The following is a 20,141-nucleotide window of genomic DNA, read 5'->3' as shown; positions in this document are numbered from 1 at the left end:
TTTCTGGCGCTGACGTGAAGGCGCGGATCAACCCGTATGAAAGAGAGAATTCTCCTCCATTGCGATAAAAGAATGATCACACATTCCTAGCCGTTGTTCGCCCTGATGCGAACGAGGTCCTCCACGGGACGGAAACTGTCGGAACTTGCCGCGCGCCACCAGTCGGCATAGATCGTCGAGTCCGGATCCGACAACAACACGCCTTCGGCGAGGAAGGGATGAAGCTTGTCGAGCGGCACGGAATCATGCGAGCCGATGCGGTGCATGATGTGGTGCGGCTGAAGGTCCTGGGGATGGGCAAAGCCGCAGGCGGCGACGATATCGGCCAGCGCCTCGAGCGTCTTCTTGTGGAACCGGGCGGCGTGATGCCCCTGTTCCTCCGGCACGAGCGCGCGCTGGCGCCACTTGTCCTGGGTGGTCACGCCGGTGGGACAGGTGCCGGTGTGACAGCGCTGGGCCTGGATGCAGCCGACAGACATCATGAAGGCGCGCGCGGCGTTGCACCAGTCCGCGCCAAGGGCGAGGTTGTGGGCAAGCCCCATGCCGGAGAACACCTTGCCGCTGGCCGCAAGCCGCACATGTTTCTTCACGCCCGCGCCGACGAGGGCGTTGCGCATCAGCACCAGCCCGTCCCAGAGCGGCATGCCGACCCAGTCGGCAAGTTCCAGCGGCGCGGCGCCCGTGCCGCCCTCCGCCCCGTCGATGACGATGAAGTCGGGATAGATGCCGGTCGTGAGCATCGCCTTGACGAGCGCGAAAGGCTCGTGCGGCTGCCCCACGCAGAACTTGATCCCGACCGGCTTGCCGCCGGAGAGCTCGCGCATCGTGGCGGCAAAATGCAGCATCTGCGCGGGCGTCGAGAAGGCGGAGTGGCCGCGCGGCGACAGACAGTTCTGATAGACCGGAACACCGCGGACCTCGGCGATTTCGGGCGTCACCTTGGAGCCCAGAAGCATGCCGCCATGCCCGGGCTTGGCGCCCTGGCTGACCTTGATCTCGGTCATCTTCACCGCGTCGTTCGCCGCCTTGTCGCGGAACATCTCCGGATCGAACCGGCCGTCCTTGTCGCGCGCGCCGAAATAGCCCGAACCGATCTCCCAGACGAGATCGCCGCCATGCTCCAGGTGATGACGGCTCAGACCGCCCTCGCCGGTATCCTGATAAAAGCCGCCGTCGCGCGCGCCGATGTTCATCGCCTTGACGGCATTGGCCGACAGCGCGCCGAAACTCATCGCCGAGATGTTGAGGATCGAGGCCGAATAGGGCTTCGACGCCTGCGCGTTGCCGACCATGATGCGCGGTGAGAGATCCGGATTACGCTCCGGCGCCATGGAATGGGAAATCCAGTGATGCGGATCGGAATAGAGTTCGAGTTCCGTCCCGAAGGGAATGGTATCGGGAAGCCCGTGCGAGCGCGTCTTGATCAGTTCGCGCGCCGCATAGGAATAGGGCGTCCCATGGGTATCGTCCTCAACCGCATAGGCGCGGATGAAGGGACGCAGCGAAAGAGCCATCCAGCGGATGCGACCCAGAACGGGATAGTTGCGGGTAATTGTCCATGACGACTGGAACCAGTCATAAGCCGAGACCGCCAGAGCCGGAACCGTGAACAAGAGGATCCAGAACCATCCCGTCGCGAGCGCCACAACCGTGAAGAAAGCGGCCGCGATCGGCACGATGCACCGCAAAAGCATGTCAACCATCGAGACTTCCCCCTTTTCCTTATCTCATGCGCTAGCAGAACGCTTACATTCTGGCTAGCCGGTCTCTGCAATTTCAGGTGTTGTCTCAAGGCGGGTTCGGCAGGTCGATCGGGGCGCACTAGCGCTCCCAGGGCTTCTTCCTGCGCGGCGCCAGGGGCTTCATCGGATGGCTGGCATAGAGGGTCGGCTTGCCGAGCGCCTGGGCCACGATGCGGTAGGCGCGGCGATAATTGAGCAGGCCGCCGATGAAGAACAATCCGCTTCCGACGAGATACTGCCAGGCGAGAAAACCGTCGATCCTGACCTCGTCGGCAGGGCTCGAAACCTCCCAGAGATAGGGGATCGAGGCGACGGCGAAGAGTGTCGATCCGACGACGAAGGCGACCGCGGTCAGGTTCATCATCTGAAGCGTCACGAGATCGTCGGCCTGGACGATCTGGATGACGTTGATGACCGCGCCGCCGACGAACAGAACGCTGCCGATGATGAAACACCAGGCGCCGGCCGTTTCCCAGCCGACGGACGACAGGAAGAAGATGCTGCCGGCGACGAAAAGCAGCGTGCCGGCGACATAGGTCCACGCCGCCCAGAACTCCAGCCGGTCCCAAAGTGTGGCAACGCTCTCGCGCTCGCGGGCATGGATGAACACCTCGATCAGATCGTGACCGGTGACCAGGAGATAGAGCAGCGAACCGAAAAAGAAGGTCCAGGCGCCGAGATCGGCGTAGGCGGAAAGCGCCGGGAAGAAACAGATGCTGCCGAAGATGAACACCAGACCGCCCAGCTGATAGGCGGCGGCATTGATGGTCTCCCAGCGGAAGTTCTTTCTGTTGTCGGGATCGTCAGCGACGAAATCATGTATACGCGGTCGGTTGACGAACATATGCGGCATGGCGGACCGGGCTCCCTCTTTCGCCGCCGATCATGGCCCCGGCGAAGGCCCAGGAACAACCCCCGGGACGCAAAAACCCTGAAAAGCGGGAAAACAGGCCGCCGCAGTTGTGTTGACAAAGCTTGCCTCACGCTCCGCCGTCATGCTCGGACCTGTCCCGGCATCCAAGCACGTGTCAACGCGACAAGCCTCTCGGGCGGGAAATGATTTCAATAAATATGTTATGAAACCCGGCGCTGCCCCTGCAAAACGGTGGCCAGTTCCTCGACACAAGGCCGAGGACGCCCGTTAAAAGGAGAGGTTTGCCAGCAAACCGAGGCGGCGGGGAAAATCCGCCGCCGAACTCTCTCTGCTACAGCTTCAGCGATAGACAATCCCGCCATCGGTCAGAAATGACTGACCGGTAATGTAGTCGGAGTCACTGCTTGCAAAGAAAGCGACCAGCGCCGCAACATCTTCAGGCGTTTGCGCGCGTCCAAGCGCAATGCCATCGACATATTTCTTATAGGTTTCGCCCTTGGGCGCGCCGGTAAGCTCCGAAAAGCGCTCGTCGATCTCGACCCACATGTCAGTGCCCACAATACCCGGGCAATAGGCATTCACCGTGATGCCCTGGCTTGCATATTCCTTGGCGGCGGCCTGCGTCAGAGCCCGAACAGCGAACTTCGTCGCGGAATATATGCCAAGCATTTCGAATCCATCATGTCCCGCAATGGAAGAGGCATTGATGATCTTGCCCTTCTGGCCGCGCTCGATGAATTTCTTCGCTGCCGCCTGAATACCCCAGAGCACGCCGTCAACATTGATGCGGAAGATACGGTCCGTGTCTTCCGGCGTGACATCGGCGAGCGGCTTCACCTGCGCAATGCCGGCGTTGTTGACCATCACATCAAAGCCGCCCAGCTTTTGCTCGGCATCATCAATGGCGGCATAGACCTGGTCGCGCTTGCTCACATCGGCTTCAAACGTTGTGGCCTTCGCCCCGAGCGCCTCGACCTCGGACTTGACCGCTGCGAGCTTCTCGGCCTGAATGTCGACCAGAGCGATATCCGCGCCATCCGCGGCCAGACGCAACGCGATACCGCGCCCGATACCCTGACTTGATCCCGTGACCAACGCGACTTTACCTTTGAGGGACATGATAACCTTCCTTTGCATTCTGCGGCATGACAGTGAGACACTGGTCACACGCATGGTTCGGTTCCTGCTTCCGCACACGAGAGCAGAACGGCGTTCCCCCAAAGCCCGCCGGTTCTGCGCGCCGGCTTGGTTTACTCACTTGATTAGTGAGCCACTTTTCCATGTGGTAACGCATAGGCGGAATTGCGATACCGCGTTTGATTTTCGAAAGGTGTTTTCTCCAGGTCGGGGGCTTTCCACTGTCGCAACTCAACGAATAATATCGGTATGAAATTTAAGTGAGCCGGAGCTTATGGCCAAGAAGACAACGCTAAACGCGAAGAACCTGGAAGCGCTCGGCGCAAAGCGGCTGGCGGAGCTCTTGATCGAAATCTCGACCGGAAGCGCTGCCCATAAACGGCGGTTGCGCCTGGAACTTGCAGGCGAACAGAGCAGTGGCGAGATGGCCCGGGAAATCCGCAAGCACCTCACCCGCATACAGCGCGCCCGCAGCTTCATAAACTGGAGGAAGGTCAAGAAGCTGAAAGCGGACCTCGAAACCCAACGTTCGGCCATCACTGAGAAACTTGAACCTCAAGACCCTGACGAAGCGTTCGAACTGATCTGGCGCTTTCTGCACCTGTCCGATTCCATCTTCGCACGTTCCGATGATGGCAGCGGTTCGCTCGTCGAGAGCTTTCACCTCGCCTGTGTCGATGCCGGGCGCATCGCAAAGGCATCGGAGACATCCCCTGAAACATTGGCGGAAAAGGTATTTCAGGCGCTGCGCGACAATGGCTACGGTCAATATGATCCGCTGATCGAGGCAATGCTACCGGCGCTCGGCGCTGACGGACTCGCACGCCTGAAAGAACTTTCCACTCAATGGCTCGACGAAACCGGACAGGAAAAGCCCCGGCGCGAAGGCCGGATCATCGGCATGAGCCAGAACGGACCGCTTTACGAGGATGAGGTCTATAACCGTCACGATGATCTGTCCGCCCGCATCGCGCTGGAAGTCATTGCCGATGCCGAGGGCGACGTCGATGCCTATATCGCGCTGCAGACCGAAGAAGCCAAGCGCTCGCCGATGATCGCCGCAAGTATGGCGGAACGGCTGCTTGAAGCCGGCAGAGCCGGAGAAGCACTGACACGGCTCGACCGGGCAGCACCGAAGAAAGACCGGCTTTTGCCGGTTCTGGAATGGGAACGGGCACGCGCCGATGCGCTTGAGGCACTGGGCCGCGGCGACGAGGCGCAGGACTTCAGATGGCAGTGTTTTGAAGCATCGCTCGAACAGCAGCATCTCCGCGACTATCTGAAACGCTTGCCCGATTTTGATGACATCGAGGCGGAAGAAAAAGCGATGTCCTGGGTCGCGACGTATCCGAACGTGCATCAAGCCCTGCTGTTCTTCATGGAATGGCCGGCGCTTCGCGAGGCCAATGCGCTAGTCCTCGATCGTTGTGGTGAAATCGACGGCAACTATTACGAGCTTCTGACGCCGGCCAGCGAAACGCTGAAGGAGAAATACCCGCTTGCGGCGACATTGCTGCTCAGAGCCATGATCGACTTCAGTCTCACAAACGCCCGTTCCAGCCGCTACAAGCATGCAGCCAGACACGTGATCGCGTGCGAAGCGCTTGCAGCGCAGATTGCCGATTTCGGGTCGGCTGACTTACATCATAACTATCTGACAAAGCTGCGGCGCGACCACGGCAGAAAAACGGGCTTTTGGACGGCGGTGGAGCGGCTTTACTGATTCTGTCTCTGCGAAAAATGCGCCGCAGGCATCTCATCAGCCTCAAGAAAGCGCCCCGGCTGTGGCCCTCGCTCGTGTCCGGCTAAAACCAAGCATTCTTGGGTGCCCCAATCGGCTCAGCGAGCCGAAACGCAAAACATTGATTTTATGCTGAAGGCCTGGCGGAGAGGGGGGGATTCGAACCCCCGATACGGTTGCCCGTATGCCGCATTTCGAGTGCGGTGCATTCGACCACTCTGCCACCTCTCCAGGAACCATGCGGTCTGCGCGTTTGACGCGGGGTGTCTCTTAGCTGGCAAAGGGCGTTCTTGCAAGAGCATGGCGCAAGCTTTTTTGCGGTGATTTATTGACTTTGCGGCGGCTTCATCGTAAGCACCCTGCCGGATGCGTATGTCCTGCGGCATGCGCGAAATTCTCCCGCAAGGGAGACTTCACCGGCAGACCGGGTTTGACAAGAATTTTTCTTTGCAACTCCCTGCTTTAACCAGGCTGATAAAAAGACGGCCGTTCTCTTTCAATCCAAAGAGAGCAGAGCCGGATTGAGAACATGAAAGGTAAAAAAATGTTCGCAGTCATCAAGACCGGCGGTAAGCAGTACCGCGTGAATGCCGAAGACACGCTGCGCATCGAAAAGCTCGATGCCGAAGCAGGCGCTACGGTTGAGTTTTCCGACGTTCTCGTTGTCGGCGAAGGCGCTGACGCCAAGATCGGCGCTCCCTTCGTCAAGGGCGCAGTCGTCAAGGCGGAAGTCGTTGAGCAGACCCGTAACCGCAAGGTTATCGCGTTCAAGAAGCGTCGTCGCCAGAACTCCAAGCGTTCGCGCGGTCATCGCCAGCACGTCACGGTCGTGAAGATCACCGACATCGTCGCCGGCTGATTTTCAAAGCAGAAGTTTCGAAGGTTTAAAGGAGAACTCCAATGGCACATAAAAAAGCTGGCGGTTCGTCGCGCAACGGTCGCGATTCTGAGTCCAAGCGCCTTGGCGTGAAGAAGTTCGGTGGCGAGAACGTCATTCCGGGCAACATCATCATTCGTCAGCGCGGCACCAAGTGGCATCCCGGCGACAATGTCGGCATGGGCAAGGACCACACTATTTTCGCCAAGATTGAAGGCAATGTGACGTTCCGTGCGCGCGCCAACGGCCGCATGTACGTGTCCGTGGCGCCGAAACAGGCAGAAGCAGCGGAATAAGCCGGACCGCTCAATTCAAATCCGGCGTCACATCGACCCGGCTTTGAATATCAGGTTACCGAACCTGGAATTTGAAACAGAAGGGAAGATGGGACGCCACCATCTTCCCTTCTTTCGTTTCAAACCCAGGAAAGGACCTGACAATGCAAAGGGATCTACAAAGGGAGAGCCAATCCCGGCTTTCCAGAGAGCGGCTGAGGCCGGATAGTCAAAGGCGGGATTGCCCCGTTCTTCTCTCGCAAAGGCTCGTCCTCAGAGCCCCGCACGAAGATGACATTGACGCCATTGCCCATCTCGCCGACAACGACAAGATCGCGACCATGGTGTCGCGCATGCCGCATCCCTATACGACAGCCGATGCCGCCAAGTTCGTGGAGCGAACCAAAGAGGGCGCGATCGGCAATTGCGTCTATGCCATCACGAAAACGGAAAACGGCGAATTCATCGGCTGCTGCGGCATCGAGAACATCCCCGATGACGACAGCGTGGTCGAGATCGGCTACTGGCTGGGCGAACCCTATTGGGGCAAGGGCTACACCACGGAAGCCGCCCAGGTGTTGATCGACATGGTCTTCCGCACGAGGAACGAGGTCGACCATATCGATGCGCGCTGCCGGGTGGTCAACGCGCGCTCGCGGCGGGTGCTGCACAAGTGCGGCTTCCAGTTCCAGGGACCCGGCATGGTGCAGTCGCTCGCCATCGGCGGCTCGGTCGCGGTCGAATGGTACCGGCTGGAACGGCGCAACTGGATGTCGCTGAAGAGCTGGGGAGGACAGAGATGAGCCTTGACCTGCAAGAGCGACAGAAGACCGCGACCATCGACACCGAGAGGCTTTGCCTGCGGCCGCTTCGTGCTGAAGATGCGGAGGCGATTACCGGCGTGCTCTCCGATTTTTCGGTAACCCGCATGCTGTCGCGTCCGCCCTACCCGTTCACGCTCGATGATGCCGAGGACTGGCTTGAGGCCAACGCCGACAGCAGCGACCGGGCATGGTCCTTCGCCATCACCCAGCCGGCAGACCGGGTGCTGATCGGCCTCGTCTCCATCGAGCTCAGGCAGGGCGGTTACCACCTCGGCTACTGGCTGAACCGCTACTACTGGGGTCGCGGCTTCATGAGCGAGGCGGCCTCCGCCCTGGTGGCCCGCTTCTTTGCCGAGAAGGGCGCGGTCACGCTCAACTCCGGGGCCATGGCCGAAAACGCAGGCTCGCTGAAGGTCCAGCAGCGCCTCGGCTTTCAGGTCACGGGCCTCAGGGAGATCTATGCCGCAAGCCGCGGTGCGATGGTCCAGGAAGTCACGACGGCGCTGACGCCGGACTATTTCCGCCCCTATCACTTCGGCTGATGGTCAAGGGCCGGGCCAGCGCAAGCGGCCCGGCCTTTTCCCTGTTCGCCGCGGACACATCCATGGGGATGGCCATGGTTCCGACATGAATTTTGGTTGTCATTGCCGTCCGCATCGCTACCTTCCGCGACCAGAGACAATGAACAGGACAGACCTGCCCCATGAGTGACACCAAAATCGCCCGCATCGTCGCCGATGAAATCAAGGCCCGGCCCGACCAGGTGAACGCGGCGCTCGAACTGCTGGACGGCGGCGCGACCGTGCCGTTTGTGGCGCGCTACCGCAAGGAGGCGACCGGCGGGCTGGACGATACGCAGCTGCGGCAATTGTCGGAGCGGGTGACCTATCTGCGCGAACTCGAGGCGCGGCGGACGACGATCACGGAATCAATCCAGAGCCAGGGCAAGATGACGGAAGAGCTGGCGGGCAAGATCGCCGCCGTCACGACAAAATCCGAGCTCGAGGACCTCTATCTGCCCTACAAGCCGAAGCGCCGCACAAGGGCGATGATCGCGCGCGAGAACGGGCTGCAGCCGCTCGCCGATGCGATCTTCGAAAACCGTTCGGCAGATCCGGAAAAGCTCGCCGCCGCCTATCTCAACGAAAACGTGGCTGATCTCCGCTCCGCCCTTGATGGCGCTCGTGACATCCTCTCGGAACAATTCGCCGAAAATGCCGAACTCGTCGGCCGTCTGCGCCAGTATATGCGCGACAATGCGGTCCTTTACGCCAGGATGGTCGAAGGCAAGGAAGAAACCGGCGCAAAGTTCGCCGACTATTTCGAGCATTCGGAGAAATTCGCCACCGCGCCCGGCCACCGCGTGCTTGCCATGCTGCGCGGCTGGAATGAGGAGGTGCTGACGGTGGCGATCGAGGCCGACCGCGACAGCCCCTCCCCCATCAAGCCCGCCCAGCAGATGATCGCCCGTTTCTTCGATATCGGGGCGAAGGGCAAGGCGGACGAGTTCCTGATGCAGGTCGCCGGCTGGTGCTGGCGCGTGAAGCTGTCCACCTCGCTGTCGCTCGACCTGATGCGTGAGATGCGCGAGCGCGCCGAGGACGAGGCGATCCATGTGTTCGCCCGCAACCTCAAGGACCTGCTGCTGGCAGCTCCTGCCGGCTCCCGCGTCACGCTCGGCCTTGATCCGGGCATCCGCACTGGCGTCAAGGTGGCAGCCGTCGATGGCACCGGCAAGCTTCTGGACACGGCCACGATCTACCCGTTCCAGCCGCGCAATGACGTGCAGGGATCAATGGCCGTGCTGAAGGCGCTGATCGCCCGCCACAAGATTTCGCTGATCGCGATCGGCAACGGCACGGCAAGCCGCGAGACCGAGAAGCTCGTGGCCGATCTGCTGAAGGAGGTCCCCGAGCCGAAACCGGTCAAGGTCATCGTCTCGGAAGCCGGCGCCTCGGTCTATTCGGCCTCGGAAACGGCTGCAAAGGAATTCCCCGGCCTCGACGTGTCGCTGCGCGGCGCGGTGTCGATTGCGCGCCGCCTGCAGGACCCGCTGGCCGAACTGGTGAAGATCGAGCCGAAGTCGATCGGCGTCGGCCAGTACCAGCACGATGTCGACCAGATCAAACTGTCGCGCTCGCTCGATGCGGTGGTCGAAGACGCCGTGAACGGCGTCGGCGTCGACCTCAACACGGCCTCCGCCCCGCTTCTTGCCCGCGTTTCCGGCCTAGGACCGTCCATTGCCGAAGCCATCGTCATCCACCGCGATGAGAACGGCGCGTTCCAGAGCCGCAAGGAACTGCTGAAGGTCGCCCGCCTCGGCCCGCGCGCCTTCGAGCAATGCGCCGGCTTCCTGCGCATCCGCGACGGCAAGGAGCCGCTCGATGCCTCCGCCGTGCACCCGGAAGCCTATGACGTGGCCAAGAAGATCGTCGCCGCTTGCGGACGCGACTTGAGAACCCTGATGGGCGACAGCGCCGCCTTGAAATCCGTCGACCCGCGCCAGTTCGTCGACGAACGCTTCGGCCTGCCGACGGTGCGCGATATTCTTTCCGAACTGGAAAAGCCCGGCCGCGACCCGCGCCCAGAATTCAAGACCGCAAGCTTTGCAGACGGCATTGACGAGATCTCCGACCTGAAGCCCGGCATGGTGCTGGAAGGCACGGTGACCAATGTCGCCGCCTTCGGCGCCTTCGTCGACATCGGCGTGCATCAGGACGGGCTCGTCCACGTCTCCCAACTGGCAGACCGTTTCGTCAAGGACCCGCATGAGGTGGTCAAGGCCGGCGATGTGGTGAAGGTGCGTGTGGTCGATGTCGATGTGAAACGCAAGCGCATCGGCCTGTCGATGAAGAAGGATGACGGCGCGCCTTCCGCCGGGGGGCCGCGCAACGACCGCAAGCCTGAACGGACGAACAAGCGTGACAACCGGGCGTCCCAAGGGGCCTTCGGCGCGGCGCTGGCGGATGCCATGCGCAGGAAATAGCGCTCAGAGCTTTTCGATCCGGTTGCCGTAGATATCATAGCCCCGGCTCTCGCCGGCCACCCGGTAGCCGGTGGTAACCACGGCGAGGCCGGAAAACATGGTGAAGAAAGACGTCACCGTACTGAAGAAGACGGCAACCACCGTGACAAAGGCGCCGACCGTCGGCGCCAGCGCCGCCGGCGCGACTGTCAGGTAGAGCGCGGCCAGCGCGGCAAGGCCGAACTGCAACAGCAACGACAGAACCATGACCAGAAGCGCGATGACGACGTTGGTGATTGCCATGACAAGACCGAATCCCTCGCCATGGCGAAAGGCATCGGCGACTCCGAAATCGCGGTCAACCGCTGTCGCCGGAAGCACCAGGGAATAGCGCATCGCCAGCGCGACGACGGCAAAATACCCGACAAGGCCGACGAGTCCGAAGAGGAGCAGTGAGAACCAGTCGCCATTGCGCGAAAGCGCTGCGAGCAGGACCACGACAGCGACCACCGGCACCATGATCAGCAGCATCACCAGCCCGACAAGAATGCTCTTGCCGAGAAAACGCAGTTCGCGCCGTGCAAAACGCACCGGAAAAGACTTCGGCATTTCGCCCAGAAGACCGTGCCTGTGCCAGGCGACGGCGACGGAGCAAAAGGCGATGATATAGATCACGCCCATGGCGACAGCGCCGAGAACAGACAGCAGCACCTGACGGTTGCTGAGCGCGCTCGATTCGAGACGCACCGGCTCTGCCGGCGAAAACAGACTGACGAAGAAGGCCAGCAGCACCCAGGGCCAGGCAATCCTGAGCGCGACCACGATGTTTGAAAACAGCAGGCCCAGCGATCCGCCCATGACCGCCTTCAGTCGTTCACCAAAAGTCATTGTTCACGCCCCCGGCACCCGAATCAATTCGCACAAAAGTCTTTCCGTCACACATTTTCAAACACGTCGGCACGTCGCAACCAAAAATTGCGAATTCTGCAAGTCTTTGAAATAAAGGCCGGAAGTCAAGGCGCGGGAGATGCCGGGACCGCCTTGTTTCTTGTTTCAAAACGAATATTGTACGCTTAACAATATGTGACATTAGCAGGCATTCAGGGGATTGCGATGGCTTCGCCGCTGTTCAACCTGATCGACAAGATCATCAAAACCGGAACACTCAGGATCAAGACGGAAACGGGAGAGATCACCACATTCGGAGACGGTTCCGGCGAACCCGTCGCTGTCCGCTTCACAGACAGGCAGGCCCAGGATCTCGTCGCGAGCGACCCGGCTCTCACGCTCGGCGAGATGTACATGCAGGGGCGCTTCCTGATGGAGGAGGGCGATATCTACGATTTCCTCTCGCTCGTCCGGCGCAATACGCTCGATATCGTCTTCAGTCCCATGATGGCGGCGAAACTGTTCTGGCGTACCGGCCTCGCCCAGATCAGCACGCGCCTGCCGATCAACAGGAACCGCAAGAATGTCTCGCATCACTACGATCTGACGCCACCCTTGTTCAGCCTGTTTCTGGACGAGGACTGGCAGTATTCCTGCGCCTATTTCGATCCGCCGGACATTTCGCTCGATGAGGCGCAGCTTGCCAAGAAGCGCCACATCGCCGCGAAACTGCGCCTCAATGAAGGCCAGCGCGTTCTCGAGATCGGTTCGGGCTGGGGCGGGCTGAGCATGTATCTCGCCGAGATGGCCGGCGTCGACTGCACCGGCATCACGCTCTCCCATGAGCAGCATGACATCTCGGAGGATCGCGCGGCCAAGCGCGGGCTTTCCGACAGGGTGCGCTTTAAGCTGCAGGACTACCGCACCATGAAGGCCAAGCCCTTCGACCGGATCGTCTCGGTCGGCATGTTCGAACATGTGGGCATCGGCCGCTACAGGAACTTTTTCGACAAGTGCTTCGAGCTCCTCGATGACGATGGCGTCATGGTGCTGCACTCGATCGGGCGCGACATCGCTGGCCATGGCCACACCAACCCCTTCATCGAGAAATACATCTTCCCCGGCGGCTACATTCCTTCGCTTGCGGAAGTGCTGCCGGCGGTGGAAAAATCCGGCCTTCTCGTGCGCGACATCGAAATCCTGCAGATGCATTATGCCCACACGCTGCGCGCCTGGCGCCAGCGCTTCGTTTCCCGCAAGGAGGAAGCGATCAGGCTTTATGACGAGCAGTTCTTCCGCATGTGGGAATTCTATCTCGCGGGTTCGGAAATGGCCTTCGAATGGGACAAGATGTTCGTCTTCCAGATGCAGTTGTCGAAGAGCCAGTTTGCCACGCCGAACAACCGCCGTTATATGTTCGAGGCCGAGGAGAAGCTCAAGGCCGCGGAAGCGACCAGGGCGCCTCTCGAACCGGTCGAATTCGACTGAAGCCCTGCCCTCTTCGGGGATAAAGGCTCCAGACGGCACCTGACCGGTCGGCAGACTTGACGCTTTGATGCACAGAGGTCTCATGGGCACGACCACAGAGGATAACGGCCGCGTTTTCGACGCTCCGTCGGATAATTTCGTCTACAACCTTTTGCCACGCCGGCTTTGGCCCTATGCCCAGCTTGCCCGCTGGGACCGGCCGATCGGCTGGCAATTGCTGATGTGGCCGTGCTTCTGGTCGGCGGCTATGGCGGCGGCCGTGACGGCCGAGGCCAACGCCTTCCGGCCCGGCCAGTTCATCGCCCATCTCCTGCTGTTCTTCATCGGAGCGGTTGCCATGCGCGGGGCGGGCTGCACCTATAATGACCTTGTCGATCACGATATCGACAATCAGGTGGCGCGCACGCGCTCGCGTCCCCTGCCGTCCGGCCGCGTCACCCGGCGGCAGGCGAAGATCTTCATTCTGCTGCAGGCGCTGACCGGCCTTGCCGTTTTGCTGTCGTTCAACCTGTTCACGGTTCTGCTCGGCTTCGCCTCGCTGGCATTCGTGGCGATCTACCCCTTCGCCAAACGGTTCACCGACTGGCCGCAGCTTTTCCTGGGGCTGGCCTTTTCCTGGGGCGGGCTTGTTGGCTGGGCGGCCGTGTTCGGATCGCTCTCCTTGCCGGCGGTGCTGGTCTATCTCGCCGCAATCGTCTGGACCATCGGTTACGACACGATCTATGCCCATCAGGACAAGGAGGATGACGCGCTCATCGGGGTGCGCTCCACCGCGCTGCTGTTCGGGAAAAAGACGAAACCCTGGCTCGTCCTCTTCTATGCCGCCATGCTGGCCCTGCTTGTCGTCGCCTGTCTTGTCGCCGGCCTCGGCTGGGCCGCGTTCGCCGGCCTTCTGGCGGCAGGCGCCATGCTGTTCTACCAGATCGCCGTGCTCGATATCGATGACGGCGCGCAGTGCCTCAAACTGTTCAAGTTCAACAGCCGCGTCGGCCTGGTGGTTTTCCTCGGCCTCGTGGCCGCGATTTTCCTCGCCTGAGGATTACGCGGCGACCGCGCGGCCCTTGACCGTCATCTTCACGCCGATCGGGCAGTCGCTGAGCCGCATGGCAAGGCGCTTGATGCTGCGGGCCGCGGCCCGGCGAGCGGGACCTGCCGCATCGTCATTGGCGGCAACGGCCTGGTGCGGCTTGCAATCGACCGGACGGGCGATGCCATCGGCTTCCACCATCATCATCGGGATATCGTAGAGCAGCGCCCAGTCCTGCCAGTCGGCCACAATTTCGCTCAGATCATGGGCGACAAGCAGCGGAATGCAGAGTTCCGGATCCGCATGGTGCAGCTCCAGCGTCACCGTGATGCCGCCATCGGCGTGGGCAACGGCGCGGGCGGCAACGCCCTTGAAGGCACGGCCCGGAAGCGCGATGGAGAAGGGCAGGTTGCTGGAAGGCAGGTTGCGGCGGACAACGGCGCCGCGCTGATCGAGCTTGACGCCGATACGGGTTTCGGCCCTCTTGGCGACATAGGAGAACTTCTGCGGGAACTGCGCCGGATCTATCCTGAGAACCGGTTCCTCATTGCCCCTCTTGACCTGCGAATTCGTCATCTGATCACCCTTTGGCTCTGTCGCCGGTATCCGGCTTTTTCTCTGCGGACTTTCCGTCCGTCTGAGGGCCATCCTAGGCGAGGTTCTTACCAGCCGCCTTAACAAGCAGGGTTAAGAAAATCCAACCCGGATGAATGGTTATCAAAATCCGATCCGTAAGGGTTGAGAGAGCGTGAAGGCCCGGGCAAGGATGGGTTAACCTTGGATGCCGCGACCGGCCCGCGTCGGCTGCGCCTGTCCGGCAGATGTTCTCGACAGGACCGGAGACACACGCCGGCGCATCAAGGACCGCAGACGGAAATACCCCCGCAGCCGGGCCGCCGGGGTGTTTTCGACTGACGCAGGTTGCCGAAGGCCGGTTTCCGGCGCCGGGCAGCAGGCCCTCAGACAGGCAAGTCCGTCCAACAGCCGCATAGGGATCATCAGCGATAGATCGCGGTGACCGCTTCCTCGCCGGCGCGGACATGGCCGCGATACATGCCTTCCGAATTGAACGGCAGGGCGATGTTGCCTTCGCGGTCGACGGCGATGACACCGCCGGAGCCGTCGTTTTCGCCGAGATCGACCATCACGACATGGCGCGCCGCGTCTTCCAGGCTTTCGCCCTTGTAGCGCATGCGGGCCGCGATCTCGGAGGCCGCCGTCCAGCGGATGAAGATTTCGCCATGGCCAGTGCCGGAAACAGCGCATGTGGCATTGTCGGCATAGGTGCCGGCGCCGATCACCGGCGTATCGCCGATTCGGCCCTTGGCCTTGCCGGTCCAGCCGCCGGTGGAGGTGGCGGCGGCCAGATTGCCGTCATTGTCGCAAGCCACCGCGCCGACCGTGCCGTGACGGCGCGCCGGGTCGGCGTCATCCTCGCCCTTGGCCTTCATCTTCAGGGTTTCCTGAAGCGCATTCCAGCGGGCCTCGGTGAAGAAATAGTCCTTGTCGCCGAACTCCAGGCCGGCCTTGCGGGCAATTTCCAGCGCGTTCGGGCCGGTCATGCACACATGGACGGTGTTTTCCATCACCGCGCGGGCCGCGCGCACCGGGTTCTTCGGTCCGAAAATGCCGGCGACGGCGCCGGCCCTGCGGTCACGGCCGTCCATGACGGCAGCATCCATCTCCTGTTCGCCGTGATCGGTAAAAACCGCGCCGCGTCCGGCATTGAACAGCGGCTCATCCTCAAGCGCGCAAACGGCTGCGGTGACAGCATCGAGGGCCGGTCCGCCATCCTTCAGCACCGCCTCGCCCGCTTCGAGCGCGCGACGCAGGCCAGCGTGATAGGCCGCTTCCTTTTCCGCCGTCATCTTCGATTTCAAAATGGTTCCGGCCCCGCCATGGACCGCCAGAGAATAGCGCATGTCTTACTCCTTCAGCCCGGCTTCCCGGGCGCAGTAGCGGGCGATATCCGCATGGGTGGCGATCCAGCAATCGCCCTTTGCCGTGATGTGGGACAACAGTTCTTCCAGAATGAAGATGCGCGACCGGTAGCCGGTAATATGCGGATGCATGGTCAGCAGGAACATGCCGCCTTCCGCATAGGCGCCGTCGAACTCACGCCGGAAGATGTCGAGAACATCGGCAGGCGGGGTATAGGGCCGCTGCGCGCCGAACCGGTTCATCATGAAATAGACGGCGTCATCGCGGATCCACTCGACGGGCAGTTCGACAATGCCGGTAGCCTCGCCATTATCGAGGATTTCATAAGGATCGTCATCGGCAAAGAGCGAGCTGTCATAGAGAAGGCCGAGTTCGCGCGCGATCTTCAGCGTCGCATCGGAATAGTCCCACGAGGGCGTGCGCATGCCGACTGGCCGCGTGCCCGTAATCGTCTCCAGCGTATCGGCGGAACGCAGCATCAGTTCGCGCTCCTTATCGGCCGGCACCTGGGCATTGCGCTCGTGGATCCAGCCGTGGAGGGCGATTTCGTGGCCGTCATCAGCAAGGGACCTCTGCTCTTCAGGATGCAGGAGCGCGGAGACGGCTGGCACGAAGAAACTCGCCTTCGCGCCAAAGCGATCAAGCACCTTGCGGATGCGCGGGATGCCGCGCCGCGCGCCGAACTCGCCCCAGCTGAGGCGGGCGGGCGATTCGCCGCCGTCGCGCAGCTCATTGGTCTCGTGGTCGCTGTCGAAGCTCAGCGCCACGGCGCAGCGCGCGCCGCCCGGCCAGGCTTTCGGCAGCAGGCTTCTGCCCGCGCGCACCTGGTTGACCCGGCCGCGCCAGGTCACCTCGTCCCATTCATAGGGTTCGCTCATGCATGGCCTCCATCGACCGAAAGAATTTGTCCGCTGATCCAGCCTGCTTGCGGCGAAGCCAGAAACGTCACGGCGTTCGCGATATCGGCCGGCGCGCCGAGACGGCGCATGTGAATGCCGGCAACAACCGCTTTCTGCCGCTCCGGCCCGAAGGCCTTCCACTGCTTCTGCGTCGACGGGTTGGAAAGAATAAAGCCCGGCGCCACGGAATTGACCGTGATGCCGAAGGGGCCGAGCTCGAGCGCCAGCTGTTTCGTCAGCCCCACAAGCGCGTGCTTCGCGCTGGCATAGGCCTGAATGCCGGTGAGGCTCGGCCGCAGGCCCGCGCCAGAGGAAATGGTGATGATCCGGCCCCCGCCGTTCTGCTTCATGCCCGGCGCCACGGCCTGAGCGCACCACATGGCGGCATCGACATTGGCCTGGAAGATCACGCGCCAGTCATCCTCGCCGATCTCTTCGATCGGGCGGCCTGCCTGCCCGCGCACCCCGCCGGCCGATGTCACAAGACCGTCGACCCGGCCATGTTGCGCAAGCGCCGACCGGATGGCGGCATGCGCGCCCTCGCGGCTGCCGAGATCGGCCTGATGCAGGCTGATGCCCTCCGCCGCCAGGGGCATCATGCCATCAGCGTCGATGTCGATGGCCGCGACGTCGGCGCCCGAAGTCCTCAACTGGCGGGCAATGGCCGCGCCGATGCCCTGCGCCGCGCCGGTGACGGCGAAGATTTTTCCAGACAGATCTAGCTGCACAGCGGCACCATCTCATCGACAAGGGCCACCGATTGTTCGCGCTTCCCGTCCTCGATGGCATGAATGAGGTCAACCATCCTGGCGAGCGCGGGAACGGCAAGACCGTGCGAGGCGGCAAGCGGGATCATCGTGCCGATCTGGGCATCAACCTCCGTCTTGCGCTTGCGCACGGCCAAATCGCGCCAGATGCCGGAATGGGTCTTTGCGGTCTTGCGGTTATGCGCCACCATCTTCTCGATCGCGATCCGCATCCCATCCGGATCGGCCATCAGAAAGGCCGCCGGATCAAATCCGTTGAAGCCGAGCGGGTTGACGCCTTCTGCTGCCGCAAGCGTCATCACCTCATGGCCGAGCTTTTCATAAACGACGCGGTGTTCCGGACGCGCCATCGCATCCGACATGGAAAGGGGCGTCAGCGCGGTGCAGAACAGAAGCGCGCCGTAGCCCATCTTGCCCCAGAGATAGCCCCAGATATTGTCGGTCGCCACCGCGTCCGGCTCAACCAGCGACAGGAGACTGTGGACTTCGGCGACACGCGGCGTCATCCGGCCGTCGAGCTCTCCGACGGCAACGGCAGCGCGGTTGCCGTATAGAATACGCCCCGGCTCCAGCCAGTCCGCGCCGAAGTTGACGAAACAGCCGACGGTATTCCCGGCGCCGATCCTCTCGACGATCACCTTTTCGTTGAGGCCGTTCTGGGCAGAGACGACATAGCCGCCCGGCGCCAGGTGCGGGATAAGCATCTCCAGCGCTTCGGCCGTGTGATGCGCCTTGACCGCCAGGAACACACGCTCGAACTCCCCTTCCAGTTCGTCGGGCGTGCTTGCCGGCAACACATGCGTGAACGCCTCCACCGGCCCCTCGATCCTCAGGCCCGCGGTGCGCATCGCCTCGACATGGTCCGGAACGATATCGACCATATGCACGTCATGACCGGCCCGGGCGAAACAAGCGCCAAGGACGCCGCCGATCGCGCCGGCGCCCCAGATCAGAACAGGAGAATTGCTCATGCCCAGTCACCCTCGATCAGGCTGCGCGTCTCTTCGACGGCGACGGACCAGATCCGGTCCATGTCCTCGTCTGGTCGTTGATAAAGACCACCGTAATTGCCGTCGCCGATCAGTGCGCGCACGCCTTGCGCATTGCGGTCGCGCAGCCGGTCGAAATCGACATAGGGCTTCTGCTCGGCCGGCATCTCGCGGCCCGGCAGCCGGGTCCAGGGAAAGTTCTCCATCCAGCTTGCATGGCTGGCGACGGGATCGATCTCGCGCACGGTCGCAAACGTCTTCGGCGCCCGCCACCAGTCATGAAAGCGGCAGCGCGCGCCGTCATGGCGTTCCATCCACTCCATGGTCGCCGGCTGAACCGGCGTGTTGCCGCCATGGCCGTTGACGATCAGAATGCGACGAAAGCCGGTCGCATAAAGGCTGTCGAGAATATCGGAAACGAGCGCCGCATAGGTCGAGAGCTTCAGGGTTACAGACCCCGGAAAAGCCATGAAATAAGGCGTCAGCCCATAGGCGACGGCCGGAAAGACCGGCACGCCCAGCGGCTCGGCGGCATCGGCCGCGACCTTCTCGGAAAGAATACTGTCGACGGAAAGGCTGAGCCAGGCATGCTGCTCGGTGCTGCCGAGCGGCAGGACGCAGCGATCGTCCGTCTTCAGATAGGCCTCGATCTCAAACCAGTTGCTTTCGGATATTTTCAACGTTGCCCCTCCGTTTCTTGAGGATTTTTGTTCTGTAGGCTTCGATCGTCGGAAGCAGTTCCTTCCGCACGGAATGGATATCGGGCGTGTGCCGGTACTCGAAGGCGCGCTGGTCGGGCCTCAGCGTCTCAAGCAGGTATTCGGCGCCGGTCGCGTAGACGAGGACGTCGGCACGGGCGATCGCCTCCTCGGCGCCCGGCTCGCCGCGCACCACCATGGTAAGTTCGGTGATGTGCGGGCCGAAACGGCGGATGCCTGCCTTCATCAGCGTCACGAAAGTGTCGAAATAGGAATATCCGACGACCCCGGCATCGGTCGCGAGCGAGGCAAGCGCCACCCGCGTGGCCTCGTCCGGTATCAGCGTGACGCCGGTGATCGGCGTATCGGCGAAGTGATCGCGCGCCGGCTTCAGCAGGCTGCGCGGCGAGATCACCAGGTCGACGCTGCCAGGGGCGATCTCCTTCAGCATGTCCATGGTCGCGACCGAAAGCGTGTCCCCATGGGCAAGGAGCGGGCGCAGCGCCGCCGCATAGGCCTCGGTCGCCTCGATGAAATTGCCGACGATCAAAAGACGCATCGTCATGTCGGGGCGGCTCGGGGCCATGGATACGCGCGTTGCAAGCTCGCTCGGCGACAGGCCGCAGTCGCGGCCAAGCTCCACCAGATCGGCGATCCGCATGTCGAGCTCGCGCAGGCGCGCCTGGTTGCCGGGAACCGAGATGCTCTTGACGAAGGTGCCGGAACCGACGCGCCCTTCCGTATGCCCGACCTCCCGGAGCGCTGCGTAAACGGTACTGACCGTGACCGGCGAGATGCCGAGCCTTGCCGCCAGAGCGCGTACCGACGGCATGCGTCCTCCTGCCGGAAGTTCGCCGGAGGCGATGCCGAACTCCAGCGCTCCGCGCAGCTGCACCGAAACGGGAACCGAAGATGAGCGATCAATGGCATCGATGATGCGATCCATTGCCTGATCGAATTGCACCTGTGTGTCTGTCATAGTGTTATAATGAACAAAAACACCAAGCCT

The 20,141-nt window shown here is 62.0% G+C and carries 18 protein-coding genes, 1 tRNA gene and 1 pseudogene; 8 read left to right on the top strand and 12 right to left on the bottom strand.

The window, feature by feature from the left end; translation table 11 throughout:
- Positions 1 to 86: 86 nt before the first annotated feature.
- The 3 genes from AZF01_RS02105 to AZF01_RS02095 form a co-directional block, all read right to left on the bottom strand.
- Positions 87 to 1,703, bottom strand: a complete 1,617-nt coding sequence (locus AZF01_RS02105) for an FMN-binding glutamate synthase family protein (protein WP_024706183.1) — start codon at positions 1,701 to 1,703, stop codon at positions 87 to 89.
- A gap of 118 nt (positions 1,704 to 1,821) precedes the next feature.
- Positions 1,822 to 2,595, bottom strand: coding sequence for a YrhK family protein (locus AZF01_RS02100; RefSeq protein ID WP_024706184.1), 774 nt, complete (start codon positions 2,593 to 2,595; stop codon positions 1,822 to 1,824).
- A gap of 360 nt (positions 2,596 to 2,955) precedes the next feature.
- The gene (locus AZF01_RS02095) at positions 2,956 to 3,789 is read right to left on the bottom strand and encodes an acetoin reductase (RefSeq protein ID WP_244435484.1); all 834 of its coding nucleotides are present in this window, start codon (positions 3,787 to 3,789) and stop codon (positions 2,956 to 2,958) included.
- A gap of 238 nt (positions 3,790 to 4,027) precedes the next feature.
- Between AZF01_RS02095 and AZF01_RS02090 the strand changes: the two genes are divergently transcribed.
- A complete protein-coding gene (locus AZF01_RS02090) occupies positions 4,028 to 5,476 on the top strand; it encodes a DUF6880 family protein (RefSeq protein WP_024706186.1) in 1,449 nt (482 codons plus the stop codon).
- A gap of 159 nt (positions 5,477 to 5,635) precedes the next feature.
- Here AZF01_RS02090 and AZF01_RS02085 read toward each other — a convergent pair.
- Positions 5,636 to 5,725 (bottom strand) — tRNA-Ser (locus AZF01_RS02085).
- A gap of 313 nt (positions 5,726 to 6,038) precedes the next feature.
- Between AZF01_RS02085 and rplU the strand changes: the two genes are divergently transcribed.
- From rplU to AZF01_RS02060, 5 genes and pseudogenes are all read left to right on the top strand, one after another.
- Complete coding sequence (gene rplU / locus AZF01_RS02080; RefSeq protein WP_024706187.1) at positions 6,039 to 6,353, top strand: 50S ribosomal protein L21; 315 nt, start codon at positions 6,039 to 6,041, stop codon at positions 6,351 to 6,353.
- A gap of 41 nt (positions 6,354 to 6,394) precedes the next feature.
- Complete coding sequence (gene rpmA, locus AZF01_RS02075) at positions 6,395 to 6,667, top strand: 50S ribosomal protein L27 (RefSeq protein WP_024706188.1); 273 nt, start codon at positions 6,395 to 6,397, stop codon at positions 6,665 to 6,667.
- A 143-nt stretch (positions 6,668 to 6,810) separates the two neighbouring features.
- Entirely contained in the window at positions 6,811 to 7,449 is a 639-nt protein-coding gene (locus AZF01_RS02070) for a GNAT family N-acetyltransferase (RefSeq protein ID WP_024706189.1), read from the top strand.
- On the top strand, positions 7,446 to 8,012 hold the full coding sequence (locus tag AZF01_RS02065; RefSeq protein ID WP_024706190.1) for a GNAT family N-acetyltransferase: 567 nt from the start codon (positions 7,446 to 7,448) through the stop codon (positions 8,010 to 8,012). The genes AZF01_RS02070 and AZF01_RS02065 overlap by 4 nt, the downstream gene beginning before the upstream one ends.
- A 161-nt stretch (positions 8,013 to 8,173) precedes the next feature.
- Positions 8,174 to 10,339 (top strand): annotated as a pseudogene (locus tag AZF01_RS02060) (Tex family protein); the annotation flags it as partial.
- 120 nt (positions 10,340 to 10,459) lie between these two features.
- Here the strand turns inward: AZF01_RS02060 and AZF01_RS02055 are convergent.
- On the bottom strand, positions 10,460 to 11,323 hold the full coding sequence (locus AZF01_RS02055) for a hypothetical protein (RefSeq protein WP_152534415.1): 864 nt from the start codon (positions 11,321 to 11,323) through the stop codon (positions 10,460 to 10,462).
- A gap of 225 nt (positions 11,324 to 11,548) precedes the next feature.
- Here AZF01_RS02055 and AZF01_RS02050 point away from each other — a divergent pair, with 225 nt between their 5' ends.
- Positions 11,549 to 12,811, top strand: a complete 1,263-nt coding sequence (locus tag AZF01_RS02050) for a cyclopropane-fatty-acyl-phospholipid synthase family protein (protein ID WP_024706193.1) — start codon at positions 11,549 to 11,551, stop codon at positions 12,809 to 12,811.
- An 82-nt stretch (positions 12,812 to 12,893) separates the two neighbouring features.
- Complete coding sequence (gene ubiA / locus AZF01_RS02045; RefSeq protein ID WP_024706194.1) at positions 12,894 to 13,847, top strand: 4-hydroxybenzoate octaprenyltransferase; 954 nt, start codon at positions 12,894 to 12,896, stop codon at positions 13,845 to 13,847.
- A gap of 3 nt (positions 13,848 to 13,850) precedes the next feature.
- On the opposite strand, the gene AZF01_RS02040 is transcribed toward ubiA, so the two are convergent.
- The 7 genes from AZF01_RS02040 to AZF01_RS02010 form a co-directional block, all read right to left on the bottom strand.
- Complete coding sequence (locus AZF01_RS02040; RefSeq protein WP_024706195.1) at positions 13,851 to 14,414, bottom strand: DUF6101 family protein; 564 nt, start codon at positions 14,412 to 14,414, stop codon at positions 13,851 to 13,853.
- A gap of 422 nt (positions 14,415 to 14,836) precedes the next feature.
- Complete coding sequence (locus AZF01_RS02035) at positions 14,837 to 15,760, bottom strand: isoaspartyl peptidase/L-asparaginase family protein (RefSeq protein ID WP_024706196.1); 924 nt, start codon at positions 15,758 to 15,760, stop codon at positions 14,837 to 14,839.
- A gap of 3 nt (positions 15,761 to 15,763) precedes the next feature.
- The gene (locus AZF01_RS02030) at positions 15,764 to 16,657 is read right to left on the bottom strand and encodes a polysaccharide deacetylase (protein WP_024706197.1); all 894 of its coding nucleotides are present in this window, start codon (positions 16,655 to 16,657) and stop codon (positions 15,764 to 15,766) included.
- Positions 16,654 to 17,406 carry an SDR family NAD(P)-dependent oxidoreductase gene (locus AZF01_RS02025; RefSeq protein WP_024706198.1) on the bottom strand — a complete coding sequence of 251 codons (753 nt, stop codon included), beginning with the start codon at positions 17,404 to 17,406 and terminating at the stop codon, positions 16,654 to 16,656. The genes AZF01_RS02030 and AZF01_RS02025 overlap by 4 nt, the downstream gene beginning before the upstream one ends.
- The gene (locus tag AZF01_RS02020) at positions 17,397 to 18,416 is read right to left on the bottom strand and encodes a ketopantoate reductase family protein (RefSeq protein ID WP_036235528.1); all 1,020 of its coding nucleotides are present in this window, start codon (positions 18,414 to 18,416) and stop codon (positions 17,397 to 17,399) included. The genes AZF01_RS02025 and AZF01_RS02020 overlap by 10 nt, the downstream gene beginning before the upstream one ends.
- Positions 18,413 to 19,114: a creatininase family protein gene (locus AZF01_RS02015; protein ID WP_024706200.1), complete on the bottom strand. Its 702-nt coding sequence runs from the start codon at positions 19,112 to 19,114 to the stop codon at positions 18,413 to 18,415. Before AZF01_RS02015 ends, AZF01_RS02020 begins: the two co-directional genes overlap by 4 nt.
- A complete protein-coding gene (locus AZF01_RS02010; protein ID WP_024706201.1) occupies positions 19,086 to 20,111 on the bottom strand; it encodes a GntR family transcriptional regulator in 1,026 nt (341 codons plus the stop codon). Before AZF01_RS02010 ends, AZF01_RS02015 begins: the two co-directional genes overlap by 29 nt.
- Between the last annotated feature and the right edge of the window lie 30 nt (positions 20,112 to 20,141).

The sequence above is a fragment of the Martelella sp. AD-3 genome (assembly GCF_001578105.1).
Lineage (GTDB): Bacteria > Pseudomonadota > Alphaproteobacteria > Rhizobiales > Rhizobiaceae > Martelella.
Note: the sequence above shows the minus strand (reverse complement) of the source record. Positions and strands in the feature narration are given on the sequence as shown.